The organism is Delftia sp. WSY_16, assembly GCF_043104415.1.
Classification (GTDB): domain Bacteria; phylum Pseudomonadota; class Gammaproteobacteria; order Burkholderiales; family Burkholderiaceae_C; genus Comamonas; species Comamonas tsuruhatensis.
In genome coordinates, this window is sequence record NZ_JBICKS010000042.1 from 22555 (window position 1) to 47129 (window position 24575).

Genomic DNA, 24575 nt, shown 5'->3' on the forward strand with positions numbered 1-24575 from the left:
TTGCGTGCTCACTGCGCAGGGAACTTGCCGGTGCGGGCGGCCACGAACTCGGCCGGCTGCACCAGCTGGCCGGTCTTGTTGGACCAGTGGTTCTTGGCAAAGGTGACCACGGCGGCCAGCTCGGTATCGCTCAGCTGCTTCCAGGCGGGCATGGCGCCGTTGGCACGGCCTTCCAGCACCACATGCATCATCTCGGCCGTGGGACCCAGGACCACGGGGCTGCCGTCCAGCGCCTTGATGGGACCGGCGCCCTTGCCGTTGGCCTGGTGGCAGGCCGCGCAGTTGGCCGCATAGACCTTCTCGCCGCGTGCGATCAGGTCTTGCAGGGACCAGACCTTGCTGGGGTCGTCCTTCTTGGCGGCGGCGATCTTCTTTTGCTCGTCCACCCAGGCCTTGTAGCCGTCATTGGACAGCACCTTCACGTGGATGGGCATGTAGGCATGCTCCTTGCCGCACAGCTCGGCGCACTGGCCGTAGTAGTCGCCGGTCTTCTCGGCGCGGAACCAGGTGTCGCGCACGAAGCCCGGAATCGCATCCTGCTTGATGCCGAAGGACGGCACCATGAAGGAGTGGATCACGTCGTTGGCCGTAGTGATGATGCGCACCTTGCGGTCCACGGGCACGACCAGCGGGTTGTCCACCTTGAGCAGGTAGTCGTTGGGTGCCTTGGACACATCGCCGCTGTCGGACAGCACGCGGTGGCTGCTGTCCAGCGTGGAGATGAAGCTCAGGCCCTCGCCTTCGCCGTTGATGTAGTCGTAGCCCCATTTCCACTGGTAGCCCGTGGCCTTGATCGTGACATCGGCGTTGGTGGTGTCCTTCTGCGCCACCAGCACCTTGGTGGCCGGCAGCGCCATGAGCACGACGATGATGAAGGGCACGACGGTCCAGACCACCTCGACCGTGGCCGATTCGTGGAAGTTCGCGGCCTTGGCGCCGCGCGATTTGCGGTGCTTCCAGATCGAATAGAACATCACGGCGAACACGCCGATGAAGATCACCGTGCAGATGATCAGCATCATCCAGTGCAGGTAATGCTGCTCATGCGCGATGCGCGTGACCGCCGGATGAAGGTTGAGCTGATTGACGGCCGGGCCGCCTGGCAGATCTGTCGCCGCATGTGCAAGGGAGCCTGCCCCTGCCACACTCATCAAGCCCCAGAGAACCAGCCTGGTGGAAATGCTTTTCATAGTTTTCACTTACATCTAAGCCTCGGGTTATCCACTCGCTCCGCTGCGCCGGCGTGGGGGCCGCGCAGCCAGACCGTTCAACGCCTGCCCAAAGGGCAACTCCCGGCCTCAACTGTCCGAGCATGCATGAAAGCGCAGCAGATGTGCCTGCGCGCAATCACCAATAGCGTGCCAGCCGGCATCAACGGCAGCTCGGACGTGGGACCAGGATGGGGGCGGGCCGCCATCCCCGCCTGCGCCTGCAGGCGCATGAACTCGGGGGACAGCAGCAAAGTGGATGGGAGGATGCGCGCGCGCCGGCCCTTCAGGGCATGTGTGCCGTGTGTGCCGTGTGTGCCGGGAGCGGATGGAAGAAGGCAGCGCATGCGGCCCAGCAGTGCGGGCAGCAGGGAACACAGTGACAGAAAGACCAGTGCCCGCTCCCAGAGGAGCAGGCACTGCTGCAGCCGGTGATGATCAAACTTGCGGGCGGGCCACTCTTGAATGCGCCGGCCCGTTCTCGTTCCCGTGGCAAAGCGAAACACCAAATCGTCTCCCCTTTCGGCCTGCGGACCGCTGGTCTTTTCCCGGCCCGGGAGAGCGAGCCCAGGGAAAAGCTGTTGTCTCTGTCAGCTCGGGAAAAGTGTAGACGTTTTTGTTTTCGATCAATGACCGGAAAGCGACATTCAGGCTATCGCAAACCCGTGTTGCGCGGCTGGCGCAGCATGCTGCGCATGTCCTCCAGCGACACGGCGCTGCTGGACTCCAGGCGCACGCGCGGCTGCGGCTTGTAGGCATGGCCGTAGACGATCTCGAAGGTCAGCGCCAGCTGTCCGTCGGGGCCGGCCAACCGTTCGCGCAAGGCGTCGTGCAGGCACTGCTGCCAGCGGCGGCCGCGCAGCGCGGCAAAGCGTTGCGGATGGAAGTTGCGGCCGAGCTCGCGCAGCTCTTGCAGCAGCCGCTCGGGCGTGGCAAAGGTCAGCGTGATGTGCTCCATGTCCATCACCGGCTCGCTGAAGCCTGCGTGCACCAGCATGTCGCCCCAGTCATGCATGTCGGTGAAGGCCTGGCCGGCGGGCGGCCAGCCCAGCTGGGCGTAGAGGGCATGCAGCTCGCGCAGCGTATCGGGCCCCAGGCAGGAGAACATCACATAGCCGTCCACGGACAGCGCCTGGTGCCAGCGCGTGATCAGCGCCTGCGGGTCGGCCTGCTGGTGCAGGGCCATGTTGGCCCACAGCATGTCCACGCCGGCGGGCTCGGGCTCGCCGAAGCGCGTGGCGCCCCCGGTCCAGCGCGCGGGCTGCCACCAGCGCGTGCCCAGCTGCTCGCGGGCGGCGGCCTCATGCAGCGGCGAGGCTTCATAGACCAGGCATTCGGACTGCGCATAGCGCTGGCGCAGCAGCGCATGGGCCTGCAGGCCGCCGCGCACGGGCTGCCAGTGGCACCAGCGCTGGGGCGGCTTGACGATCCAGTCCAGCCGCTCCTGCATGCGGCGCGCCACCTCCTCATGCAGCCACGGCGAGGCCGCAGGCGCGCCCTGCTGCCAGCGCAATGCGGCGGCCGGATCGATGGTGGGAGGCAATTCGTGGGACATGGCTGGGCGGGGAATCGGTGCTCCTCAAAAGACAGGCGCCCGGCCCCGGAGCAAAGGGGTGGCGGACGCGGCGCGAGTATATTGACTCCATGCCCAACCTGCCTGCGTCATGGCTTTCGCGCTGGCATGCCGGCCTGCCCGGCCTGCTGCCCAGCCAGTGCGCCGTCTGCCACCGCTGGCCTGCGCGGCGCCTGTGCCAGGACTGCCGCGCACGCTGGGCCGGACCCATGGCGCGATGCGGGCGCTGCGCCATGCCGCTGCCGGCCTGCACCGGCGCCGATGGTCCCCGCACCTGCGGCGCCTGCCTGGTCAAGCCGCCGCCGCTGACGCACTGCCTGGCCGCGCTGGACTATGCCTACCCGTGGCACACGGTGATCGGCGACTTCAAGTTCCGGGGAGATACCGGCCTGGCACGCAGCCTGGCCGATCTGCTGCTGGAGTTGCCTCAGGCGCGCGAGCAACTGCAGCAATGCGACCTGCTGCTGCCCATGCCGCTGTCGCCGCAGCGCCTGCGAGAGCGCGGCTTTCACCAGACCCTGGTGCTGGCCCGCGCGCTCTGCAGCGCATCCACCCGGGGCAAGCTGCGGCACCAGGCCGTGCAGCGCGCCCACACGGCACAGGCCCAGCATGACCTGCCGCGCGCCCTGCGCCTGCGCCAGCTGCGCACGGTCTTTGCCGTGCCACCTGCGCAGCTGGCCCACGTGCGCGGCCGCAAGATCCTGTTGATCGACGATGTGATGACCACGGGCGCCAGCCTGCATGCGCTGGCCACCTGCCTGCGCCGCGCAGGCGCGGCCGAGGTCAGCGCCCTGGTGCTGGCGCGCACGCCCTGACCGCAGGGGACCGGGGCCCGGGGGCATCTGCCGCCGCGAGACAATACGGGCCATGTTCCATATCGTTCTCGTCGCGCCGGAGATCCCGCCCAATACCGGCAATGTGATCCGTCTGGCCGCCAACACCGGCTGCAGCCTGCACCTGATCGAGCCGCTGGGCTTTTCCATGGAAGACCGCCTGATGCGCCGCGCCGGCCTCGACTACCACGAGTACGCGCCCGTGCGCCGCCATGCCGACTGGCAGGCCTTCCTGCAGGACTGCCGGCCGGACCGCCAGCGCATGTTCGCCATGACCACGCACAGCAGCAGTCCCGCCCACGCCATCGGCTTCCAGCCCGGCGACTGGCTGGTGTTCGGCTCCGAAAGCAAGGGCCTGCCCGCCGAGGTGCGCGAGCAGTTCCCGCCGCAGCAGCGCCTGCGCCTGCCCATGCTGCCGCAGCAGCGCAGCCTGAACCTGTCCAACGCCGTGGCCGTGACGGTGTTTGAAGCCTGGCGCCAGCAGCAGTTTGCCGGCGCCGCACTGGCCGAGGGCGCGCCCGGTGCGGCCTGAGCAACCGGCCTGGGTCGGCGGAAAGTTCCCCGCCGATTGTTTCAACCGCTGAAAAAGCGCATTGCCAATCCAAGGGTTTATCCCGATTCCACACCGTCCTACATTTGAGTCATGGGCTCTACGTTACCAAGCGATTTCCGCAAGGAACGCCCTGTCCCAGAAACAAAACAAAGGACTTGAATCATGAAGAACACCCGCCGTTTTGCCGTCCTGGCCGCCCTCACCGTTTCCGCCTTCGCCGCCCAGGCCGCCGGCTTCGACTACGCCGACAACAGCAGCTACCCGCCCGAAGTGAAGACCCAAAGCACGCTGACACGTGCCCAGGTCATGGCCGACCTGAAGGCCGCCCAGGCCAACGGCACCATGCCCTCCGTCGCCGAAGGCTACCTGCCCATCCAGAACACCGCCACCGCTGGCGTGAGCCGCGAGGAAGTGCGCCGCGAGGCCGCCGCTGCCGAGCGTTCGGGCCAGCTGAACTTCGGCGCCTGAGCCCCAGACCCCGCAACCGCTGCCACCATGCAGCCAGCCCGCAGGTGCCGCCTGCGGGCTTTTTTCATCGCCGGGCCGCCCCAAGATGAAAAGCTCCCTCTTGGGAGGGCAGCGTGGGGGTCAGTTTTCATTCAGGCCTTGGCGCCGTAGTTGCGGGCCACGGACTCGGCCACGCAGGCGGGCTTGTCCGCGCCTTCGCGCTCCACGGTCACCAGCCAGGTCATCTGCAGGCCGCCGGGCTCGATGGGCTCGGCGGCCTGCAGCGTCAGGCGCGCGCGCAGGCGGCTGCCCACGGGCACGGGCGAGGTGAAGCGCACGCGGTTGAGGCCGTAGTTCACGCCCATTTGCGCGCCTTCGATGTGAAAGCAGCTCTGGAAAAACTGGGGAATCAGCGACAGCGTCAGAAAGCCATGCGCGATCGGCGCGCCGAAGGGGCCCTTGGACGCACGCTCGGGGTCCACATGGATCCACTGCTGGTCGCCCGTGGCATCGGCGAACAGCTGCACCTGCTGCTGGGTGATGGTGATCCAGTCGCTGACGGCGACTTCCTGCCCCACGCAGGCACGCACTTCGGAATAGGAATGGAAGGTTTTCATGCCCCAAATGGTAGGGGCCGGTGCCGCGCGCTCCATGTCGGGCGCGCGACAGGCTAGGGTTAGCCCAGGGAGGGGCTCAGCGCGAGGCGCGCTGCACGAAGAACAGCCCCGTGCCCACGGCCATCAGCAGCGCGCCGAAGACCCGGTTCTGGCTGCGCACGGCACGCGCGCTGCGCATGAAGCCGCGCAGCGCGCTGGCGCTGGCCGCATAGCCGTGCATGACCATGGTGTCCACGGCCAGCATGGTGGCGGCCAGGATCAGCAACTGCAGCCACAGCGGGCGGCTGGTGGTCATGAACTGGGGCAGCACGGCCACCATGAAGATGATGCCCTTGGGATTGGTGGCGTTGGTCAGGAAGCCCGTGAGCACGCGGCGGCGCACGCTGAGCTCGGGCATGGATTCCTGGGTGGCCAGGGGTGCGGCACCCGAGCGCCATTGGCTGATGCCCAGGTAGATCAGATAGCAGGCGCCGACGATCTTCACGGCGTTGAACGCCCATTCGGAGGCCAGCAGCAGCGAGCCCACGCCCGCGCCGGCGATCAGCAAGATGGTCAGCAGCCCCAGCTGCAGCCCGAAGATGGTGGCGCTGCTCTTGCGCACGCCATACGACAGGCCATGGCTCATGGACAGCACGGCGCCCGAGCCCGGGGAGACCGCAATGATCCAGCAGGCCACAAAGTAGGCGATCCAAGTGTGCCAATCCATGCCAAACACCTTAAAAATACGGAGCAGGCCGGCATCTTAAAACCGTGCAGCCGATCTGGCGCACTGCCGCGGCAAAGCCGGATGGGGCGGTGAAGCATTCGGTGGCATTTTTCATCGCCGGGCCGCCCCAAGATGAAAACGGCCCCCTCGGGGGGCGCCCGGCCAGGGGCAGCGGACCTAGCGCAGCAAAGGGAGCGTGGGGGGCATTTTCAACCCTGTCAAAAAGCTGACCCAGCTGTGAGAGTGACACAATCAATCACCCCAGGGTAAACACCAACTCCAAGATCCCGAGCTTCCATGGAACACAGCGCCCCCATCTGGCTGACCTACGGCTTTCTCTATCTCACCGCCGCCGTGCTGGCTGTGCCCATTGCGCGTGCCCTGGGCCTGGGCGCCATCATTGGCTACCTGGGTGCCGGCATTGCCATGGGCCCCTGGGGACTGTCGCTTGTCAGCAATGTGGATGACATTCTTCACTTTGCCGAGTTCGGCGTGGTGCTGATGCTCTTCGTGATCGGGCTGGAGCTGCAGCCCAGCCGCCTGTGGGAGCTGCGCCGGCCCATCCTGGGATGGGGGCTCGCGCAGATGCTGGCCTGCACGGGCGTGCTGTTCCTGGCGGCCTGGGCCTTCGGCTTTTCCTGGCGCGTGAGCCTGATCGCGGGCATGGGCCTGGCCCTGTCGTCCACGGCCATCTGCCTGCAGGTCATGGCCGAGCGCAACCTCATGCGCACGCCCAGCGGCCAGGCCGGCTTTTCCATCCTGCTGTTCCAGGACGTGGCCGCCATTCCCATCCTGGCACTGATCCCCATCCTGGGCGCGGTCAAGGCCGCCAATGCCACGCACACAGACAGCCACCTGTGGCTGCAGGTGCTCAAGACCGTGGGCACCATCGCCGCCGTGGTGGTGGGCGGCCGCCTGCTGCTGCGCCCCCTGCTGCGCTGGATCGCCCGCAGCCGCACGCCCGAGATCTTCACGGCCACCTCGCTGCTGCTGGTGGTGGGCATTGCCATGCTGATGGTGCAGGTGGGCCTGTCCATGGCGCTGGGAGCCTTCCTGGCCGGCGTGCTGCTGGCCGACAGCGAGTACCGCAGCGAGCTGGAGACCAACATCGAGCCCTTCAAGGGCCTGCTGCTGGGCCTGTTCTTCATGGCCGTGGGCATGAGCATCGACTTCGGCGTGCTGCTGCGCGCGCCCTGGGCCATGGCGGCCATGGTGCTGGGCTTTCTGGCGCTCAAGGGCGCCGTGCTCTACACCCTGGCCCGCGTGCTGAAGCTGCCCTGGCGCGAGCGCCCGGTGTTCACCCTGCTGCTGGCCCAGGGCGGCGAGTTCGCCTTCGTGGTGTTCCAGACGGCGGCGCAGTACAAGGTGTTCCACCACAGCATCTCGTCCATGCTGGTGGCCGCCGTGGCCCTGTCCATGCTGATCGGCCCGCTGGTCTTGGTGCTGATGGACAAGCTGCTGCTCAAGCGCTTTGCCGACATGAAGGATTGCCAGGTCGAAGGCGCGGGCCAGGCTGCCAGGGCCCATGAAATCTCGGAGCCGCAGGACGCGCAGATCATCATTGCGGGCTTTGGCCGCTACGGCCAGATCGTGGCGCGCGTGCTGCTGACCCAGGGCGTGCCGGCCACCATCCTCGACCACAGCGTGGAGATGCTGGAAGTGGCACACACCTTCGGCTACCGCGTGTTCTTCGGCGATGCCACGCGCATGGACCTGCTGCGCATTGCTGGCGCGGACAAGGCGCGGGTGCTGGTCATTGCCGTGGACTCTTCCGAGCAATCGCTGAAGATCGCCGCCCGCGTGCGCAAGCGCTTTCCGCACCTGGAGATCGTGGCCCGCGCGCGCGACATGGCCCACTGGTACCAGTTGCGCGACCTGGGCGTGCACCATGTCGAGCGCGAAGTCTTCGAGTCCAGCCTGGTCTCGGCATGCACCGTGCTGGAGCTCGCTGGCCACAGCCCTGCCGAGGCCCGGCGCACCACCGCGCGCTTTCGGGAGCACAACCTGCAGCTGATCGAGCGCATGTACCCCCACCACAAGGACCAGGCCCAGCTCATCGCCGTGGCCAAGCAGGGCCGCCAGCAGCTGGTCGAGCAGATGGCCAAGGAGCGGCAGGAGGCCCAGGCGCAGCAGGAGAAGGACCAGGCGCCGCAGGAAACCCCGCCCCCGCCCGCCCCCTGAAAACCGGGCCTCAGGACGCGCCCAGCGCCTGCACCATGTGGTCCACGAACTGCGCCAGCTTGGGCAGTTGGCGGCGGTCCGGCAGATAGACCAGGTGCACCGGGCGCGGCAGTGGCACGCAGTCCTGCAGCACGGGCACCAGCCGGCCCGCGGCCATGTCGGCGGCCAGCAGCACCTCGGGCTGCAGGATCAGGCCCAGGCCGCGCAGCGCCGCATGGCGCAGCCCGTCGCCGCTGTTGCAGCGCAGGCGGGCATCGTCGGGCCACTGCACCGGCGCCGAGCCGTCGCCGCGCAGAATCCATTCCGAGCGGCGCTGCCAGACCGCGTAGCTCAGGCAGTCATGGCGCGCCAGATCGCCCACGCCACGCGGATGACCGCGCCGCCGCAGGTACGAAGGCGCCGCCGCGATCACCATGCGATAGGGCTGCAGCGGCCGCGCCACCAGGCCTTCGCCGCCCACGGGGCCGATGCGCACGGCCACGTCGATGTTCTCGCCCACCAGGTCGACCATGCTGTCGCTCAGTTGCAGGTCCACGCGCACCAGCGGATTGGCCAGCTGGTAGTCGGCCACCAGCGGCGCGATCACATGGTTGCCCAGCGTGGTCGGCGCGCTGATGCGCAGCAGGCCCTGGGGTGCGCTGCGGCTGCGCTCCACGGCAGACTCGGCCCAGCGCAACTGCTCGAAGACCTGGCGGCTGTCCTCGTAGAAGCTGCGGCCCACCTCGGTCAGGCTGTGGCGCCGCGTGGTGCGCTGCAGCAGGCGCGCGCCCAGGTGGGCTTCCAGTTGCTGCACATGCTTGCCCACCATCACGGCCGAGATATCCAGGCGCCGCGCGGCCTGGGCAAAGCTGCCGTCCTCGACCACGGCCATGAAGACCTCCATATTGCGCAGCTTGTCCATGGATTGCTAACCAATGCTTAGTAGTACAAAAAGATTTCGCTACTTTATGGCATGAGCGATTTGCAAAACACTGGAGGCCTGTTCACTCCTTCCGAAAGAAAACCGCATGAAGATCCTGCTCATCGGTGCCACCGGCACCATTGGCCGCGCTGTCCACGCCCTGCTGGCCCCGCGCCATGAGATCGTCACCGTGGGCCGCAACAGCGGCGACCTGCGCGCCGACTTCACGCAGCCCGAGACGCTGCAGAAAATGTTCGAAGCCGCCGGCCAGGTGGACGCCATCGTCAGCACGGCCGGCAAACTGCACTTCGGCCCGCTGTCCGAGATGACGGCCGAGCAGTTCAACTCCGGCCTGCAGGACAAGCTGCTGGGCCAGGTGCGGCTCGCCCTGCTGGGCCAGCGCTGGCTGCGCGACGGCGGCTCCATCACGCTGACCAGCGGCGTCGCCGCCACCGAGCCCATCCGCCACGGCGCCAATGCATCGACGGTGAATGCCGCCCTCCACGGCTTCGTCACCGGCGCTGCGGTCGAACTGCAGCGCGGCCTGCGCATCAATGCCGTGAGCCCCACCTTGCTGACCGAATCGGCCGATGCCTATGGCTCGGTCTTCCCCGGCTTCGAGACCGTGCCCGCCGCGCGCGTGGCCCTGGCCTACCAGCGCAGCGTGGAAGGCGCCCAGACCGGCAGGGTCTTCGAAGTGCTCTGATCCATGTCTTGCGGCGGGCCCTCGGCAAAGTCCTTGCGTGCCCCGCCCAAAAAGGCTGCGTGCTACGCTGCGCGCCACCATGTTCAACCCCACCCAAGCCGATGTGCGGCGCTTTTTCTGCGGCGTGCGCACCAAGATGCTGAGCGGCGCGCCGATGGAGGCCATAGAGACGCTGGCCAGCCTCTGGATCGCCGAGCATCCCGAGTATTTCGATGACCTTGCCGACGTGGACGCCGCCCTGCTGCGCGACTACGACGCCACGCCCGGCGTGACCAATCCGTTTTTGCATCTGTCCATGCATCTGTCCATCAGCGAGCAGTGCAGCATCGACCAGCCGCGCGGCATACGCCAGGCCGTGGAGCTGCTCAGCCGCCGCCTGGACTCGCTGCACGACGCCCACCACGCCACCATGGAATGCCTGGGGCAGATGCTCTGGGAAAGCCAGCGTTCGGGCCGCCCGCCCGATGGCGAGGCCTACATTGCCGCCGTGCAGCGCCGCGCCACCAGCGACGGTGCCAAGGCCACGGGCGGCGCATAGCGCCTCTGTGCATCACCCTCAAGACAAAGCCCGCGATTGCGGGCTTTTGCTATGGGGTATGGGGCTGCGCGCGATTCACTGCGATTTGTGGCCCAGGCGGAAATGGGGCTGCGGCAGGGTCTGCAGCTCGCCATCGAGGCTGCCGATGTAGTTGGCCAGCGCCTTGAGTTCGCTGTTGGTGAACTGCTTGGCAATGCCGGCCATCACGCCGTTGCTGCGGCCGATATGGGGGTTGCCTTCGGTCTTGTAGGACTTGAGGGCGGAGTACAGATAGTCCGCATACTGGCCGGCCACCTTGGGGTAGCTGGGATCGATGGGTTTGGAAAAGCCCTGGCCGTGGCAGGATACGCAGGCGCCCTTTTGCAGCAGCGCGGCGACCTGGGTGCTGGGCTCGCGGACCTTGGCGTCGGCGGCCTTGGCCACGCCATGCTCGGCGTAGTAGGCGGCCACGTCGGCCATGTCCTGCTCGGTCAGCGGATCGGCAATGCCGCGCATGGTGGGATGCTTGCGTTCGCCCTTCTGGTAGGCCTGCAGCGCGGCCACGATGTAGGGTGCGCCCTGGCCGGAAATCTTGGGGACCTTGTACACCTCGGGGAAGCTGGCCTGGTAGCCCTGGATGCCATGGCAGCCAATGCACATGGCGATCTTCCCCTCCCCTGCCTTTGCGTCACCTTTGCTTTGCTGGGCCTGTGCCACAGAGGTCACAGATGCGACAGCCAGCGCCAATACCGTGGTCAAAGTTTTTATCATTTTGCGCGCACAATCCTTCAAGAGTTCTGACGGATGCCTACTGCTGAGCGGGTAGCGCGAACGATTATGGCAGTCACCGTCAAGCGTCCCCATCAATACTTACGCTGATACCGCCCATGAAATTTCAAGGTTCCGAGAACTACGTCGCCACCCAGGATTTGATGCTCGCGGTGAATGCCGCAGCCACCTTGCAGCGCCCGCTGCTGGTCAAGGGAGAGCCCGGCACGGGCAAGACCATGCTGGCCGAGGAAGTGGCCGCCGCGCTGGACATGCCGCTGCTGCAGTGGCACATCAAGTCCACCACCAAGGCCCAGCAGGGCCTGTATGAATACGACGCCGTCAGCCGCCTGCGCGACTCGCAACTGTCCGACATCGACGGCGGCGAGCGCGTCAAGGACATCCACAACTACATCGTCAAGGGCGTGCTGTGGCAGGCCTTCACGGCAGACCGGCCCGTGGCCCTGCTGATCGACGAGATCGACAAGGCCGACATCGAATTCCCGAACGACCTGCTGCGCGAGATCGACCGCATGGAGTTCTACTGCTACGAGACGCGCGAGATGATCCGCGCCAAGCACCGGCCGCTGGTGTTCATCACCTCCAACAACGAAAAGGAGCTGCCCGACGCCTTCCTGCGCCGCTGCTTCTTCCACTACATCAAGTTCCCCGACGCCGACACCATGCGCCAGATCGTGGCCGTGCACTTCCCCAAGCTGCAGGGCGAGCTGCTGGCCGCCGCGATGAAGGTGTTCTACGACGTGCGCAACCTGCCCGGCCTCAAGAAGAAGCCCTCCACCAGCGAGTTGATCGACTGGCTCAAGCTGCTGGTGGCCGAGGACATTCCCGTGGAATCGCTGCAGACCGCCGAGGGCAAGGTCTCCGTGCCGCCGCTGGTGGGCGCCCTGCTCAAGAACGAGCAGGACGTGAGCCTGTTCGAGAAGCTGGTCTTCATGAACCAGCGCAACCGCTGAGGCCAGCCATGCCGGATTCCAAGCCCGACACCGAAGGCCCCGACCACGCCGGCGCAGACCCGCGCGTGCCGGCCATCACCGGCCAGGTCACCACCATCCCCGTGGCTGGCGCCGTGGCGCACCAGGGCTTCGTGCAGCCCGTGGTCATGCGCTTCAACGGCGTGCGGCTCGAGCCCCTGGCGCTCAGCCATGAAGCGGGCCTGCGCGAGGCCGTGCAGGACGGCCAGCTGTGGCGCATCCGCGTGACCTCCGCGCCCGAGCCCGACGACGTGCGCGCCTATATCGAGGCCGCGCTGGAGCAGCGCAGCCAGGGCAAGCGCTTCGCGTTTGCCGTGCTCGACGACGACAGCGGCCGCGTGCTGGGCACCAGCAGCTACCACGACATCCTGCCCGAGGTGCGCCGCGTGGAGATCGGCTACACCTGGTACGCGCGCAGCGTACAGCGCACCCATGTCAACACCTCGGCCAAGCTCATGCTCATGGGCCATGCCTTCGACACGCTGGCCTGCCATGTGGTGGGCTGGCGCACGGACTGCTTCAACTTCGCCAGCCAGCGCGCCATCGAGCGCCTGGGTGCCAGGAAGGACGGCGTGATCCGCGGCCACGCGCTGCGCCGTGACGGCACCATCCGCGACACCGTGATGTACAGCCTGCGCAGCGGCGAATGGCCCGAGTCGCGCGCCCAGTTGCTGGACCAGTTGCAGCGCCATTCGGACGGCAGCACCGCCGTGGCGCGCACATGAGGGCGCGTACGCAAGGCCCCCGGGAGATGCCATGCTGATCGACTTCTTCTACACCATGCGCGCGGCCAAGCTGCCCGTCTCGGTCAAGGAGTTCCTGACCCTGCTGGAGGCGCTGCAGGCCGGCGTGGTCGGCCCCAGGAGCGAGGACGCCTGGAGCCTGGACGACTTCTACCACCTGGGCCGCACCGTGCTGGTCAAGGACGAGAAGCACTACGACAAGTACGACCGCGCCTTCGCCGCCTACTTCAAGGGCGTGGAGATGGTGGCCGACCTCACGCGCGAAATTCCCCAGGACTGGCTGAAGAAGCTGCTGGAGCGCGAGCTCTCGCCCGAGGAAAAGGCCGCCATCGAGGCCATGGGCTGGGACGAGCTGATGGAGACGCTCAAGAAGCGGCTCGAAGAGCAAAAGGAGCGGCACGAAGGCGGCAACAAGTGGATAGGCACGGGCGGCACCAGCCCCTTCGGCCACGGCGGCTACAACCCGGCCGGCGTGCGCATCGGAGGGCCGGGCCGCAACAAGAGCGCCGTCAAGGTCTGGGAGCAGCGCGCCTACCGCGACTACGACGACACGCAGGAGCTGGGCACGCGCAATATCAAGGTCGCGCTGCGCCGGCTGCGCAAGTTCGCCCGCGAAGGCGGCGAGCTGGAGCTGGACCTGCCCGACACCATCCGCAGCACGGCCGCCAACGCGGGCTACCTGGACATCAAGATGATCCCGGAGCGCCACAACAACGTGAAGGTGCTGCTGCTCATGGACGTGGGCGGCACCATGGACGAGCACGTGCAGCGCGTGGAGGAGTTGTTCTCCGCCGTCAAGAGCGAGTTCAAGCACCTGGAGTTCTACTACTTCCACAACTGCGTCTACGACTTCATGTGGAAGAACAACCGCCGCCGCTTCGCCGAGAAGTTTCCGACCTGGGACATCATCCGCAAGTACAACAAGGACTACAAGCTGATCTTCGTGGGCGACGCCACCATGAGCCCCTACGAGATCCTGCAGCCCGGCGGCAGCGTGGAGTACATGAACGAGGAGCCCGGCGCCGAATGGCTGCAGCGCCTGACGCATGCCTTCCCGCGCTTTGCCTGGATCAACCCCGAGCCGCCCGGCGTCTGGCAGTACCGCCAGAGCATCAGCATCATCCAGCAGCTCACGGGCAACCGCATGTACCCTTTGACACTCAAAGGTCTGGAAGACGCCATGCGCCTGCTGTCAAAATAGGCCGATGCCCAAGCTCCCCCCCGCGACAGCGCCGGCCCGAGGGCCGGCGTTTTTGTTTCTGTTGAGTGCAGCCCTGATGCTCGGCGGCTGCAGCCTCCTGCCGTCCAAGAATGATGACAAGGACACGGACCCGTCGCTGATTGCAGCGACCGGCGACCCGGCCTTCTCCCTTGTCGTCGATGCGCCCAAGGAAGTGCGCGAGCTGCTGGAAAAGCACCTCGAACTGCGCCGCTACCGCTACCAGAGCGACCTGCAGCGGCGCGAGTTGACGCGGCTGCTGGGCGCCACCGACGCCAACGTGCGCGACCTGATCGGCACGCTGGGCTACTTCAGCCCCACGGTCACGGTGGAGATCAAGGAAACGCCCGAATCCGACGAGGCCCCGCTGGAGGTCACCGTCAAGGTGGACCCTGGCGAGCCCGCCACCATTGCGCGCAGCCAGGTGCGTTTTGCGGGCGTCAATGCCGACGATCCCGAAGGCGCCTCGCAGCGCGCCACCATCGAAAGCCAATGGCCGCTGCAGCCCGGCCAGCGCTTCAGCCAGTCCAGCTGGAGCCAGGCCAAGAGCCAGGGCCTGCGCACGCTGCAGTCGCGCCGCTACCCGCTGGCGCGCATCGACTCCAGCCTGGCCGACATCGACGCCGACACGCACGAGGCCGACGTCAGCGTGGCCTATGCACCCGGCCCGGCCTACACCTTCGGCCCGCTGCGCATCGAAGGCGCCCAGCGCTACGACCCCGTGGGGACGGCCCGCATCGCACGCCTGCCCGAGGGCGAGGAATACGACCAGACCGCCCTGGTCGACGCCCAGCTGCGCCTGGCCAGCAGCGGCTACTACGACTCCGTCTTCCTCACGCTGGCCAACGTGCCCCAGCAGGGAGACAGCGCCGCCGAGGACGAGGAAGCCATCAAGCGCAAGGGCGCCCAGGTCACCACGCCCGTCATCGCCCAGGTGCGCGAGGCCCAGATGCAGAAGTGGGTCTTCGGCGTGGGCATGAGCACCGACACCGGCCCGCGCCTGAGCGTGGACCACATCCACAACCGCCTGCCCTGGCTGGGCTGGCGCGCCGTCACGCGCATGCGCTTCGACCGCAAGAACCCGCTGATCTCCACGCAGTGGACCGCCCTGCCCGATGAAACCCTGTGGCGCTGGTTCACCACGGCCAAGGCCGAGCGCGCGCCCTCGGGCGACTTCGATGTCAACAGCCTGCAGCTGCGCGCCGGCCGCACCAAGTCCGAAGACCACATCGACCGCAACTACTACCTGCAGTACGACTACGCCAAGACCCAGGGCGAGGGCGCGCCCCCGTCCAGCTCGTCGGTCACGGCCAACTACGGCTGGACGGGCCGCTACTTCGACAGCACGCTGGCGCCCTCCTCGGGCTTCGGCTTCGCCTGGGAAGTCGGCGCGGGCACCACGCTCACGCCCCAGCGCACGCCGTTCGGCCGTGTCTCGGGCCGCTGGCTCAGCCTGATTCCCATCGGCGAGGTCGATCCCGAGACCAAGCGCCGCAGCCGCCTGGCGCTGCGCGCCTCCGGCGGTGCCTTGCTGGCCCGCAAGGATGCCGACCTGCCCGTCACCCAGCTGTTCATCACCGGCGGCGACAACACCGTGCGCGGCTACGGGTACCAGAGCATCGGTGCGCGCACCGACAGCGGCAAGGTCATCGGTGGGCGCTACATGGCCGTGGGCAGCATCGAGTGGCAGCGGCCCATCGTCATCAAGGGCAACACACAGGACTGGGAGCACGCCGTCTTCCTGGACGCCGGCACCGTGGGCGATGCGCCCGACTCCATGTACATGCGCGTGGGCGTGGGCACCGGCCTGCGCTGGCGCAGCCCCGTGGGCCCCGTGCAGGCCGACATCGCCTGGGGCGCCCAGGAAAAGCAGCTGCGCCTGCACCTGCGCCTGGGCTTCAACTTCTGACCATGGTGGATTCCCGCTTGAATACCCCTGCCTCCTCCGCCGCGCCAGACCAAAGCCCCCAGGCGTCCCCTCCGTCGCCTGCGCCCCGCCGCCGCTGGCTGCGCTACCTGCTCTGGTTCTTCCTGGTCCTGGTCCTGCTGCTGGCCGCCCTGCTGGGTTCCGCCTGGTGGTGGAGCGGCCGTGCCGATTCGCTGGCCTACACCCTGCAGCGCGTGGCCGGCTGGCTGCCCGCAGGCCAGAGCCTGCAGGCCAAGGAAGTCACCGGCACCGTGCGCCAGGGCGGGCGCATCGGCTGGCTGCAATGGCAAAGCCCCACCATGAAGGTGGAGCTGCGCGACGCCACCATCGGCTGGCAATTGCGCCCCCTGCTGTCGCGCACCGTGCGCCTGGGCGAAGTGCGCATCGCCGAGCTGAGCATTGCCAGCACGCCCGACCCCGAGGACAAGAAACCCGTCGAACCGCTGCAGCAGCTCGTGCTGCCCGTGAAGATCGACGTGCCCTTCCATGTGGAGCGCATCGTCTGGCAAGGCCCGCCCCAGGCCGAGGTGCTGGGCCTGCAAGGCCACTACGTCTACGACGGCAGCGAGCACCAGCTGGACGTGCGCGACCTGCAATGGGCCGATGGCAACTACCAGGCCAGGCTGCGCCTGCAGGCCCGTGCGCCCATGGCCATCCAGGCCGAGCTGCAGGGCGACCTGCAGGCGCCGGCCCTGGCTTCGGACGACGAGGCCTCCACGGCCAAGGCCCCCAAACCTGCACCGCTGGCCGTGCAGGCCAAGGCACAGATCGACGGCACCCTGGCCACCGCCGCTGCGCAACTGGGCATCAAGCTCCAGGTTGATGCCAAGCCCGGGACGGTGTCCGAGGAGACGCCTGCCCCTGCCGCCGTACAGAAATCCGCCAAGGCCGATGGCAAGAACGGCAAGGCCAGGGAGCGCAAGGAAGCCGCCCCCGTGTCCGAACCCATGCATGCGGACATCGAGGCCAGCATCCGGCCCTGGCAACCCCAGCCGCTGCAGACCGCGCGCGCCCAGCTCAGCCAGATCGACATCGCTGCCTTCTGGCCCCAGGGACCGCGCACCCGCATCAGCGGCGAATTGCAGGCCGGGCCGGATGGCAAGGCAGCTGATACAGCCCAGGCACCAGCCACGGAACAGGCATCGGACCAGGCACCAGGCTCGGCCATCGCCACCACCGCCTGGCAGCTGACGACACGCCTGAACAACGCCATACCCGGCCCCTGGGACCGCCAGCGCCTGCCGCTGGACCAGATCGAGGCCGCAGTGCGCTATGACGGCCAGCAGTGGCTGCTGGAGCAGGCGCAGATCGCCATAGGCTCGGGCAGCATCGACGCCCAGGGCCGCTTCGAGCCCGCCACCAAGGTCTTCGAAGGCCAGGCCAAGGTCCAGCGCCTGGACCCCGCCGCGCTCTACAGCCTCCTGGAAGCCGCACCGCTGCAGGGCGAGCTGCGCGCCAGCACCACGGCAGAGCAGCAGGTGGACTTCAGCGTGGACATCCAGGCCGCAGCAGCGCCCGCAGGCGCCAAGCGCCAGCCCCTGCGCATAGAAAAACTCGCCACCAAAGGCCGCTGGGCCCAGCCCGTGCTGTCGCTGGAGAACCTGCAGCTTGATGCGCTGCAGGCCTCGGTGCGCAGCCGCAGCCTGCAGTTCGACACCGAACAGCAAAAGCTGCAGACCGTGCTGAAGGCCCAGCTGCCCGGCGCCGAACTCTCGCTGGACGGCCACATCAGCCCTGCCGCAGGCCAGGGCAGCAGCCAGCTCAAGCTGTCGTCACTCACCGCCCTCACACAGTGGCTGCGCAAGCTGCCCGGCATGAAGGACCCGCTGGCCGGCGCCCTGGTCGAAGGCCAGGCCCAGCTGGACGCCAGCTGGCGCGGCGGATGGGGCGCACTGCAAAAGCGCATGAAGGCCGCCGTGGGCGACCCCCTGCCCGCCAGCGGCCTGCAGCTGCAGGCCGACCTGCAGGCCGCCAAGCTGCGCTACCTGCCCGCCAACACGCCGCCCGAGCAGGCGCTGGAGCTGCCCGAGCTGCGCCTGGCCCTCAAGGGCTCGCCCGAGCAGGCCAGCCTGACCCTCACCGGCCAGGCGAAGCGCGGCACGCAGACCGCGCAGATCGACACGGCCCTGCAGGCAGGCCTTGCCACGGGGCGCGGTGCCGCGCCCCTGGACTGGCAGGCCAGCATCGACAGACTGCAGGCCCGGTTGAATCCGGGCCAGGACCTGCCCGGCCCCTGGCAGGTGCAACTGGCAGGCAAGCAGCCCGTGCAGATCGCCCAGCGCACCACGGGCCGCACCGTGCTGTCCACCACCTTCACGGCATCGGCCGGCAGCCTGCAGGTCACGCCGCCCACGCTGGCCCAGCGCCGCGCCAATGCCGAGGCGCCGCAGCCCGTGCTGCTGGCCTGGGACGACACCCGCGCCACCCAGGGCGGCGACGGCCGCTGGGCCCTGCGCAGCACCGGCCGCGCCCAGGCCCTGCCGCTGGCCTGGGTCGATGCCCTGTCCATGGCCGAGGAGCCCCCGCTGGCCGCCATGGGCCTGAGCGGCGACCTGAGCTTCAACGCCCGCTGGGACATCGACACGACGGGCCCCGCGCTCAAGGCCGAACTGCTGGTCGAGCGTGCAGCCGGCGACCTGCGCCTGGCCGTGGAAGACGGCTCGGGCACCACCGTCATCCACACCACGGGGCCGCGCTCCAGCAAGCCCGGCGAAGTGCGCACCCGTACCGTCCGCGGCGCCGGCATGCGCGCCCACATCAAGCAGGCCCGCCTGAGCGTGCGCGCCCAGGGCGACGACGTGCAGGCCAAGCTCGACTGGGACAGCGAACGCGCCGGCACCCTGACCGCGCAGCTGGGCACGCGCCTGGCCCAGCAGGACGGCACCTGGACCTGGCCCGAGAAGGCCCCTCTGTCCGGCCAGATAGACGCCCGCATGCCCGACATCGGCATCTGGGCGCTGTTCGCCCCGCCCGGCTGGCGCGTCACCGGCTCGCTGCAGGCCAAGGCCGAGATCAGCGGCGACCGCCAGAACCCGCAGTGGCAGGGCAATCTCTCGGCCGACGGCCTGAGCATCCTGTCCGCGCTGGACGGCATCGACCTGCAAAACGGCGTGCTGCGCGCGCGCCTGCAAGGCAACCGCCTGGATCTGACCGAGCTGCGCATGCAGGGCGGGCGCGGCAGCAATGCGCGCATCCTGGGCTACAGCGGCAACCTCACCACGGCACCGCGTGAAGGCGGCGAACTCACGGGCTCGGGCTTCGTGCGCTGGGACCCGCCCAACGCCGATGGCAGCAACTCCGGCCTGAGCATGGACCTGCGCGCCCAGGCCACCAGGCTGCAGGTGCTGGTGCGCGCGGACCGCCAGGTCAGCGTCTCGGGCGGCCTGCAGGCCAGGCTGGAGCAAGGCCAGTTCACGCTGCGCGGCGACCTCACCACCGACCGCGCCACCATCATCCTGCCCGAGGAATCCGCGCCCTCGCTGGACTCCGACGTGGTCGTGCACTCGGCCGCCTCGCGCAAGGCCGAGCAGGAAGCGGCGCGCAAGCAGCAGCAGGCCGACCGCAAGGCCCAGGCCCGCGCGGAAACCATCAAGCTGCCCGACATCCTTGTCAAGCTTGACCTGGGCCGCGACTTCGCGCTGCAGGGCTACGGCATCACCACCCGCCTGGAAGGCGCGCTGGAAGTGCAGGGCCCCACCGTGGCGGGCGGCCCGCCGCGCATTACCGGCGAGATCCGCACCGTGCAGGGCCGCTACCGCGCCTGGGGCCAGTCGCTGGACGTGGAGACCGGCCTCATCCGCTTCAACGGCCCCTACGCCAACCCCTCGCTGGACATCCTGGCGCTGCGCCCGAACATCGCCGTGCGCGCAGGCGTGCAGGTGCAGGGCACGGCCAACGCCCCGCGCGTGCGCCTGTACTCCGACCCCGAAATGCCCGATGCCGAAAAGCTCTCCTGGGTGGTCATGGGCCGCGACCCCGCCACGGGCGGCGCCGAAAGCGCCCTGCTCCAGCAGGCCGCGCTGTCCCTGCTCAGCGGCGGGCGCAACAACAGCGGCAAGATCGCCAGCAACCTGGGCCTGGACGAGATCGGCTTCAAGGGCCCGGGCGGCGAAGGCTCCACCGGCGCCGCCCTCACCCTGGGCAAGCGCCTGTCCAGCGACCTCTATGTCACCTACGAGCAAAGCCTCTCGGGCGCCATGGGCACGCTGTACATCTTCTACGACCTCTCGCGCCGCCTCACCCTGCGCGGCCAGACCGGGGAAACCAGCGCGCTGGACCTGATCTACACCGTGCGCAAGGACTGACGCTCCACCCCTGCGCAGCCGCCCTGCCGGCGCTGCGCGGGGCGGACCCGCCATGGGTTTACAATCGCCGTTTGCTCCTCTCCGTAGTTCAATGGATAGAACGGGCGCCTCCTAAGCGCCAGATACAGGTTCGATTCCTGTCGGAGGGACCATCAATTTTCCAATGGCGACAACCACTTACAGCTCATTGAGTGGGTGTCTGGGCCATAAGTGGGACATGAATACGGTCTCAAGAGCTGGATTGCATGCCCGCGCAGTGGGCTATCAACACGGAAACGACGACAGCCCCCTCGGCGCCCTTATGGGAATCGAAGGGGCCGTTTTCGTTTCGTTTGGCCCGAGCTAAGCGCGCGCACCCGCATCAGCGCCGAACCTTCTCCAGCGCCACCGCAGGGCCTGCTCAGGCAGGGCAAATCACTTAGTGATTGCTTTTTTCAGTTCTTCCTGGAATTCCTCACCATTCCGAAGGCGAAGATATTCCTGATGTGCCAACCGATAGGCTTCTGATTCCATACCGTACGAAGTCGACAGTACTTCATAGCGGTCGACTCCGGCACGACGCCAGAGTGCCAGATCGGCCATGACCTCCGCGCGGGAAGTACTATTTACTTCCTTTTTATTTGCTGCGCTGCTCTCTTGAGAATTGGCTGCATAGCAAGTAGAAATAGCTATTGTGAAGAATGCGAATTTTAGAGTGCGCAATGCACTTGCCCTGATCAAGGGCGAGGCTATTTTTGACATGGTTTAAATGACAGATGACTATGAGGCTACCGGCAAGTATGTTATGCGGCAGTGTTGACCGAATGAATCAAAGACGCAATATTAAATATTGAGCCACTCCTTTCCCAAAGAAAATTGATGACTACCAGATATATTCATCAATCAATATTCAGAATAAGTTTCCAATCAACTTTTCTTTTTCAATCCAAAAAGTAATTGAAAATTCAAAACACTTTGCTGATCTTTACCCAAAGTCTTGCTCACGGAATATCCACACGCAGCAGACCAGTGCACGAATGCTGCAAAAACCAAATAGATGTTGAAATTCAAGTGAGGTAACGAGTAGCGGGCTTGGAGTTTGAGAAACCCTGGGCCAAATCTCCGCGCGCTTGCTCAAATGCGTCCCATGCCGCTGCCTCAGGCACTGGTGGAATGGTCACAAGCTCTCTGCGATCAAAACCCACCAAGGCTGCATCAACGAGTTCGTCAACCTCCATCCATGACATCGCCACCAGAGCGCTCATAGATCTCGGTGCGTGTGGCGGCCGGCAAAACCGCTGGTATGTAGACGCCCCTGGGCCCTGCCTCAGCTGCAAGGCTCTGCGAGAAGGCCAACATGTGGGACTTCGTTGCTGCGCAAATACCTTGTGAAGACTCAGGCAGCAATGCATTGAGCCGGTCGGTGGTACGGGCTACCCATACGAGATCGTGGCCACGAGCCGCAAAGCGGCGTGCGTAAACAGCACCAATGCCACTGGAGGCGCCAGCAATAAGAGAGCTAGTCATTTCAACTTCCCCAATTGATATCCACCATTTTTTATGGCAGCCTTGTCAATAAGACAAGTCAGCGCAGAGAGACGCTGCTGCGGAGAAAGATGCGTTCAGTTACGGGAAGTCAAGCTGGCCATCGTGTAGTGCTCATAGTGGCCAATCCCATTCTTCACGATGGGATCTTCGGATGTAAACGAACCGATCTCTTGGTTGTCGGCGATCTGGTAAAGAGACACGCCGTAGCCATCACCATCGTCAATCACAGGCCCGTGCGCTACGATCACACCTTGCTCGAGAAGACCGTTCATATATTCGCCATGCTGCCTCATCCATGTTTTTTCTTCGCCGGACATGGTGGCCAGGAAATTCGCGCGAGGCGGGACAAATTTGCACAGGTAGTATTTCATTTCGGCTCCTCTCAAAGATAAATGATGCTGGGATTCAAGCTGTTCTCACACTCTTCAATATTGCCCCCTCGAACATCTTGGGCGCATAGCTCTGCAGGAACAGGATCATTCCGGTCATCTTTCCAACGGGATTACTGAACTTTGGCTTCTTGGTATCGATCAGCTTGGTAATCGTGTTGACGACGGCGTCGGGCGCCTCCGCCTCATCGATCCCCTTCTGTGTCGCAGCATCTGCTTGCTTGCGGTAGGCGTTGTAATCAGCAATACGCCCGCTTGATTGAGACACGGAGTTATGAGCGAGGTTGGTCTTGAACCACACTGGCTCCACCATGCTGACTTGGATGTTGAACGGATCCAGCTCGAAGCGCAGAGATTTGAAATACCCCTGGACTGCGTGCTTTGAAGCCGTGTAGTACGAGAGATTCGGCGGGCCGATCAAGCCGACGATGGAGCTGATTGTGATGATCTGCCCATGCTTTTGCGCCCGCAGCCGGGGCAGCAAGGCATTCGTCACTTTGATCGTGCCCCAGAAGTTGGTTTCGAACTGCTGACGTCCCAATTCGACGGGAGTCTCTTCTGCCAGCCCCGTCACCATGTAGCCGGCATTGTTCACCAATACATCCAGCTGCCTGACGCTGCGGAACAGCTCTTCAGCGAACGCGCTGATGGAGTTGTCGTCGCTGATGTCCAGACGCAGCAGCTTGAAGGGAACCTTCCCTTCGTGCTTTTCAGGTTCACGGCTGGTGCCGATGACTTCGAAGCCCTGGTTGTGCAGGCTGTTGGCGAGCAGCAGGCCGAAGCCCGAGGATGCGCCGGTGATTAGGACTGTCTTCTTCATGGGTAGCTTCTCCGTAGATGATGGAAATTCTTGAAAACTTTGCCCGGCTGAACGTGCGTGCAGAAGGGCTTTGGGCTATTTGCTATCGGGGTTGGCAGCGCGACCATGAACAAGCCTTCATCAGCCAAGGCATGGCTCACAACCGTTACCTCTCAAGATGAGGCTGGGCTCTCTGCGCGCATGACTCCTTTCGGGCGTGGGTGCTGGACTGAACGATGGGCGCATGTTAGTATCGTTTCAGTACTTAGTCAATACTGAAATGATATGGACTCGAAAAAAACTTCTGAAAGCACTTGCCCCATCGCGCGCAGCCTGGCCTTCCTGGGCGATGCGTGGACTATGTTGATCCTGCGGGATGCGAACGCTGGGCTGACGCGCTTCGATCAGTTCAGGAAAAGCCTTGGCATCGCTCCCACGATGCTGACGAAGCGTTTGGCGACGCTCACGGATGAGCAACTGCTGGAAAAGCGGCAGTATTCGGAGCGGCCACCTCGCGAGGAATACGTCCTGACCGAAGCTGGGAGGGACTACTTGCCCGTTCTCTTCATGATTGCTGCCTGGGGCCGAAAGCACCGTGGCGAAGGCAAGCTGGTTCGGTTTCTGGATGCCGAGACGGGCAACGATCTGAAGCCGATTGCGATCGACGCAGAGACCGGCGCAGAGATCGGGACTCGCGAAATCCGCATGGTGATGCCGGAATGAAGCCAAGCAGTCGGGCTCCAGTGCCGGCGGAAAATCAAGCAGGCACAGCGAACCGTGGCGTAGTTCTTCTGTTGGCTGCGCTCGCGGCGATAGGCGCTTTGTCAACCAACATCATCCTGCCGTCGTTTCCGGCGATGTCTAAAACCCTGGGTGCGTCAGATGCCCAGCTCGGCCTGACACTCAGTGTCTTCTTCGTAGTTTTCGCGGCGGGGCAACTCTTCGTGGGACCTCTGTCTGATCGCTTCGGGCGTCGCAAACTGGTCATAGGGGGCTTGCTGGTCTTCGCGGCCGGCGGGGTGGTGTGTGCCCAGGCGGCGGCTCCAGCCGAACTGATTGTCGGCCGAGCAATACAGGCTGCAGGCGTATGCGCCGCGTCCGTACTTGCACGCGCGATCGCAAGAGATATGTATGAAGGCGAAACTCTGGCACGCGTTCTTGCGATGGTGATCGTGGCTATGGCCGCGGCCCCGGGGTTCTCTCCGCTGCTGGGCGGCATGACTGAGAAAATGATTGGCTGGCGCATGACCTTCCTGACGGTCAGTGCCTTCGGGCTTGCACTTTCAATGTGGTACGCCTTCCGACTTCCAGAAACACACGTCGCGTCGCGGCGGATGCCGCTTGCCGTTGGCCCCATACTCAGGATCTATGCCAGCCTTCTGATCGATCCACGCTTCCTCCGTCCAGTCGTCGCTGTCATGTGTCTCACAGGCGGGCTTTATGGATTCTTCGCTGCTGCTCCATCAGTGCTGATGGGCGCCATCAAGTTGAGCGCGCTGGAGATGGGGCTCTTTTTTGCAGCCACGGTGCCCGTTGTTTTTGCTGCAGGCCTCGCTGTACCAAGACTTTCACATCGCTGGGGTGCAGCTCGAGTCATCCAAGCCGGAATCGTCTTGGCCTTGGTTGGAGGCGTGATGATCTACCTGGCCTCGGTTCGATACCCAT

22 protein-coding genes, 1 tRNA gene and 1 pseudogene are annotated in these 24575 nt (G+C 65.8%); 14 read left to right on the forward strand and 10 right to left on the reverse strand.

Annotated elements, in window-relative coordinates; all coding sequences use genetic code 11:
* Nucleotides 1–8: 8 nt before the first annotated feature.
* Both coxB and ACF8O7_RS25825 read right to left on the reverse strand, forming a co-directional pair.
* A complete protein-coding gene (gene coxB, locus ACF8O7_RS25820) occupies nucleotides 9–1190 on the reverse strand; it encodes a cytochrome c oxidase subunit II (protein ID WP_016450139.1) in 1182 nt (393 codons plus the stop codon).
* Nucleotides 1191–1860: 670 nt separating this feature from the next.
* On the reverse strand, nucleotides 1861–2763 hold the full coding sequence (locus ACF8O7_RS25825; protein WP_212646475.1) for a trans-aconitate 2-methyltransferase: 903 nt from the start codon (nucleotides 2761–2763) through the stop codon (nucleotides 1861–1863).
* 89 nt (nucleotides 2764–2852) lie between these two features.
* On the opposite strand from ACF8O7_RS25825, the gene ACF8O7_RS25830 reads away from it, so the two are divergent.
* The 3 genes from ACF8O7_RS25830 (at nucleotide 2853) to ACF8O7_RS25840 (ending at nucleotide 4635) form a co-directional block, all read left to right on the forward strand.
* Complete coding sequence (locus ACF8O7_RS25830) at nucleotides 2853–3596, forward strand: ComF family protein (RefSeq protein WP_212646476.1); 744 nt, start codon at nucleotides 2853–2855, stop codon at nucleotides 3594–3596.
* Between the two features lie 52 nt (nucleotides 3597–3648).
* A complete protein-coding gene (trmL, locus tag ACF8O7_RS25835; protein WP_016450136.1) occupies nucleotides 3649–4146 on the forward strand; it encodes a tRNA (uridine(34)/cytosine(34)/5-carboxymethylaminomethyluridine(34)-2'-O)-methyltransferase TrmL in 498 nt (165 codons plus the stop codon).
* Between the two features lie 183 nt (nucleotides 4147–4329).
* Nucleotides 4330–4635, forward strand: a complete 306-nt coding sequence (locus tag ACF8O7_RS25840; protein ID WP_016453737.1) for a DUF4148 domain-containing protein — start codon at nucleotides 4330–4332, stop codon at nucleotides 4633–4635.
* A gap of 131 nt (nucleotides 4636–4766) precedes the next feature.
* On the opposite strand, the gene ACF8O7_RS25845 is transcribed toward ACF8O7_RS25840, so the two are convergent.
* Entirely contained in the window at nucleotides 4767–5231 is a 465-nt protein-coding gene (locus ACF8O7_RS25845; protein WP_017406698.1) for a MaoC family dehydratase, read from the reverse strand.
* A 76-nt stretch (nucleotides 5232–5307) separates the two neighbouring features.
* A complete protein-coding gene (locus tag ACF8O7_RS25850) occupies nucleotides 5308–5937 on the reverse strand; it encodes a LysE family transporter (RefSeq protein ID WP_012203595.1) in 630 nt (209 codons plus the stop codon).
* 297 nt (nucleotides 5938–6234) lie between these two features.
* Between ACF8O7_RS25850 and kefC the strand changes: the two genes are divergently transcribed.
* On the forward strand, nucleotides 6235–8118 hold the full coding sequence (gene kefC / locus ACF8O7_RS25855; protein WP_392444649.1) for a glutathione-regulated potassium-efflux system protein KefC: 1884 nt from the start codon (nucleotides 6235–6237) through the stop codon (nucleotides 8116–8118).
* Nucleotides 8119–8128: 10 nt separating this feature from the next.
* On the opposite strand, the gene ACF8O7_RS25860 is transcribed toward kefC, so the two are convergent.
* Nucleotides 8129–9019 (reverse strand): LysR family transcriptional regulator, encoded by an 891-nt coding sequence (locus tag ACF8O7_RS25860; RefSeq protein ID WP_392444652.1) that lies wholly within the window; start codon nucleotides 9017–9019, stop codon nucleotides 8129–8131.
* Between the two features lie 106 nt (nucleotides 9020–9125).
* Here ACF8O7_RS25860 and ACF8O7_RS25865 point away from each other — a divergent pair, with 106 nt between their 5' ends.
* A complete protein-coding gene (locus ACF8O7_RS25865; protein ID WP_017405388.1) occupies nucleotides 9126–9725 on the forward strand; it encodes a short chain dehydrogenase in 600 nt (199 codons plus the stop codon).
* A gap of 79 nt (nucleotides 9726–9804) precedes the next feature.
* The gene (locus ACF8O7_RS25870) at nucleotides 9805–10263 is read left to right on the forward strand and encodes a DUF1841 family protein (protein WP_016453732.1); all 459 of its coding nucleotides are present in this window, start codon (nucleotides 9805–9807) and stop codon (nucleotides 10261–10263) included.
* Nucleotides 10264–10338: 75 nt separating this feature from the next.
* On the opposite strand, the gene ACF8O7_RS25875 is transcribed toward ACF8O7_RS25870, so the two are convergent.
* A complete protein-coding gene (locus ACF8O7_RS25875) occupies nucleotides 10339–11013 on the reverse strand; it encodes a cytochrome c (protein WP_016450129.1) in 675 nt (224 codons plus the stop codon).
* A gap of 116 nt (nucleotides 11014–11129) precedes the next feature.
* Between ACF8O7_RS25875 and ACF8O7_RS25880 the strand changes: the two genes are divergently transcribed.
* The 6 genes from ACF8O7_RS25880 (at nucleotide 11130) to ACF8O7_RS25905 (ending at nucleotide 20347) form a co-directional block, all read left to right on the forward strand.
* Nucleotides 11130–11984 carry a MoxR family ATPase gene (locus ACF8O7_RS25880; RefSeq protein ID WP_016450128.1) on the forward strand — a complete coding sequence of 285 codons (855 nt, stop codon included), beginning with the start codon at nucleotides 11130–11132 and terminating at the stop codon, nucleotides 11982–11984.
* A gap of 8 nt (nucleotides 11985–11992) precedes the next feature.
* Nucleotides 11993–12727, forward strand: a complete 735-nt coding sequence (locus ACF8O7_RS25885; protein ID WP_046240826.1) for a GNAT family N-acetyltransferase — start codon at nucleotides 11993–11995, stop codon at nucleotides 12725–12727.
* Nucleotides 12728–12758: 31 nt separating this feature from the next.
* Entirely contained in the window at nucleotides 12759–13946 is a 1188-nt protein-coding gene (locus ACF8O7_RS25890) for a VWA domain-containing protein (RefSeq protein ID WP_046987465.1), read from the forward strand.
* 76 nt (nucleotides 13947–14022) lie between these two features.
* The gene (locus ACF8O7_RS25895) at nucleotides 14023–15873 is read left to right on the forward strand and encodes a BamA/TamA family outer membrane protein (protein WP_046987464.1); all 1851 of its coding nucleotides are present in this window, start codon (nucleotides 14023–14025) and stop codon (nucleotides 15871–15873) included.
* Between the two features lie 2 nt (nucleotides 15874–15875).
* Nucleotides 15876–20195, forward strand: coding sequence for a translocation/assembly module TamB domain-containing protein (locus tag ACF8O7_RS25900; protein ID WP_392444656.1), 4320 nt, complete (start codon nucleotides 15876–15878; stop codon nucleotides 20193–20195).
* 77 nt (nucleotides 20196–20272) lie between these two features.
* Nucleotides 20273–20347: transfer RNA gene (locus ACF8O7_RS25905), tRNA-Arg, on the forward strand.
* A 262-nt stretch (nucleotides 20348–20609) separates the two neighbouring features.
* Here ACF8O7_RS25905 and ACF8O7_RS25910 read toward each other — a convergent pair.
* From ACF8O7_RS25910 to ACF8O7_RS25925, 4 genes and pseudogenes are all read right to left on the reverse strand, one after another.
* Complete coding sequence (locus tag ACF8O7_RS25910; RefSeq protein WP_080649883.1) at nucleotides 20610–20936, reverse strand: hypothetical protein; 327 nt, start codon at nucleotides 20934–20936, stop codon at nucleotides 20610–20612.
* Nucleotides 20937–21241: 305 nt separating this feature from the next.
* Nucleotides 21242–21701, reverse strand: a pseudogene (locus ACF8O7_RS25915) (hypothetical protein).
* Between the two features lie 95 nt (nucleotides 21702–21796).
* On the reverse strand, nucleotides 21797–22093 hold the full coding sequence (locus tag ACF8O7_RS25920; protein ID WP_392444658.1) for a YciI family protein: 297 nt from the start codon (nucleotides 22091–22093) through the stop codon (nucleotides 21797–21799).
* Between the two features lie 34 nt (nucleotides 22094–22127).
* On the reverse strand, nucleotides 22128–22931 hold the full coding sequence (locus tag ACF8O7_RS25925; protein WP_392444661.1) for an SDR family oxidoreductase: 804 nt from the start codon (nucleotides 22929–22931) through the stop codon (nucleotides 22128–22130).
* A gap of 264 nt (nucleotides 22932–23195) precedes the next feature.
* Here ACF8O7_RS25925 and ACF8O7_RS25930 point away from each other — a divergent pair, with 264 nt between their 5' ends.
* Nucleotides 23196–23633 carry a helix-turn-helix domain-containing protein gene (locus ACF8O7_RS25930; RefSeq protein WP_016454547.1) on the forward strand — a complete coding sequence of 146 codons (438 nt, stop codon included), beginning with the start codon at nucleotides 23196–23198 and terminating at the stop codon, nucleotides 23631–23633.
* A partial coding sequence (locus ACF8O7_RS25935) for a Bcr/CflA family efflux MFS transporter (RefSeq protein WP_392444663.1) occupies nucleotides 23630–24575 on the forward strand: 946 nt, incomplete at its 3' end. The genes ACF8O7_RS25930 and ACF8O7_RS25935, both read left to right, overlap by 4 nt.

What these genes read in the sequence shown, in the direction of transcription:
- coxB (WP_016450139.1), bottom strand. Translation starts at nt 1,190, where the DNA reads ATGAAAAGCATTTCCACCAGGCTGGTTCTCTGGGGCTTGATGAGTGTG.
- ACF8O7_RS25825 (WP_212646475.1), bottom strand. Translation starts at nt 2,763, where the DNA reads ATGTCCCACGAATTGCCTCCCACCATCGATCCGGCCGCCGCATTGCGC.
- ACF8O7_RS25830 (WP_212646476.1), top strand. Translation starts at nt 2,853, where the DNA reads ATGCCCAACCTGCCTGCGTCATGGCTTTCGCGCTGGCATGCCGGCCTG.
- trmL (WP_016450136.1), top strand. Translation starts at nt 3,649, where the DNA reads ATGTTCCATATCGTTCTCGTCGCGCCGGAGATCCCGCCCAATACCGGC.
- ACF8O7_RS25840 (WP_016453737.1), top strand. Translation starts at nt 4,330, where the DNA reads ATGAAGAACACCCGCCGTTTTGCCGTCCTGGCCGCCCTCACCGTTTCC.
- ACF8O7_RS25845 (WP_017406698.1), bottom strand. Translation starts at nt 5,231, where the DNA reads ATGAAAACCTTCCATTCCTATTCCGAAGTGCGTGCCTGCGTGGGGCAG.
- ACF8O7_RS25850 (WP_012203595.1), bottom strand. Translation starts at nt 5,937, where the DNA reads ATGGATTGGCACACTTGGATCGCCTACTTTGTGGCCTGCTGGATCATT.
- kefC (WP_392444649.1), top strand. Translation starts at nt 6,235, where the DNA reads ATGGAACACAGCGCCCCCATCTGGCTGACCTACGGCTTTCTCTATCTC.
- ACF8O7_RS25860 (WP_392444652.1), bottom strand. Translation starts at nt 9,019, where the DNA reads ATGGACAAGCTGCGCAATATGGAGGTCTTCATGGCCGTGGTCGAGGAC.
- ACF8O7_RS25865 (WP_017405388.1), top strand. Translation starts at nt 9,126, where the DNA reads ATGAAGATCCTGCTCATCGGTGCCACCGGCACCATTGGCCGCGCTGTC.
- ACF8O7_RS25870 (WP_016453732.1), top strand. Translation starts at nt 9,805, where the DNA reads ATGTTCAACCCCACCCAAGCCGATGTGCGGCGCTTTTTCTGCGGCGTG.
- ACF8O7_RS25875 (WP_016450129.1), bottom strand. Translation starts at nt 11,013, where the DNA reads ATGATAAAAACTTTGACCACGGTATTGGCGCTGGCTGTCGCATCTGTG.
- ACF8O7_RS25880 (WP_016450128.1), top strand. Translation starts at nt 11,130, where the DNA reads ATGAAATTTCAAGGTTCCGAGAACTACGTCGCCACCCAGGATTTGATG.
- ACF8O7_RS25885 (WP_046240826.1), top strand. Translation starts at nt 11,993, where the DNA reads ATGCCGGATTCCAAGCCCGACACCGAAGGCCCCGACCACGCCGGCGCA.
- ACF8O7_RS25890 (WP_046987465.1), top strand. Translation starts at nt 12,759, where the DNA reads ATGCTGATCGACTTCTTCTACACCATGCGCGCGGCCAAGCTGCCCGTC.
- ACF8O7_RS25895 (WP_046987464.1), top strand. Translation starts at nt 14,023, where the DNA reads ATGCTCGGCGGCTGCAGCCTCCTGCCGTCCAAGAATGATGACAAGGAC.
- ACF8O7_RS25900 (WP_392444656.1), top strand. Translation starts at nt 15,876, where the DNA reads ATGGTGGATTCCCGCTTGAATACCCCTGCCTCCTCCGCCGCGCCAGAC.
- ACF8O7_RS25910 (WP_080649883.1), bottom strand. Translation starts at nt 20,936, where the DNA reads ATGTCAAAAATAGCCTCGCCCTTGATCAGGGCAAGTGCATTGCGCACT.
- ACF8O7_RS25920 (WP_392444658.1), bottom strand. Translation starts at nt 22,093, where the DNA reads ATGAAATACTACCTGTGCAAATTTGTCCCGCCTCGCGCGAATTTCCTG.
- ACF8O7_RS25925 (WP_392444661.1), bottom strand. Translation starts at nt 22,931, where the DNA reads ATGAAGAAGACAGTCCTAATCACCGGCGCATCCTCGGGCTTCGGCCTG.
- ACF8O7_RS25930 (WP_016454547.1), top strand. Translation starts at nt 23,196, where the DNA reads ATGGACTCGAAAAAAACTTCTGAAAGCACTTGCCCCATCGCGCGCAGC.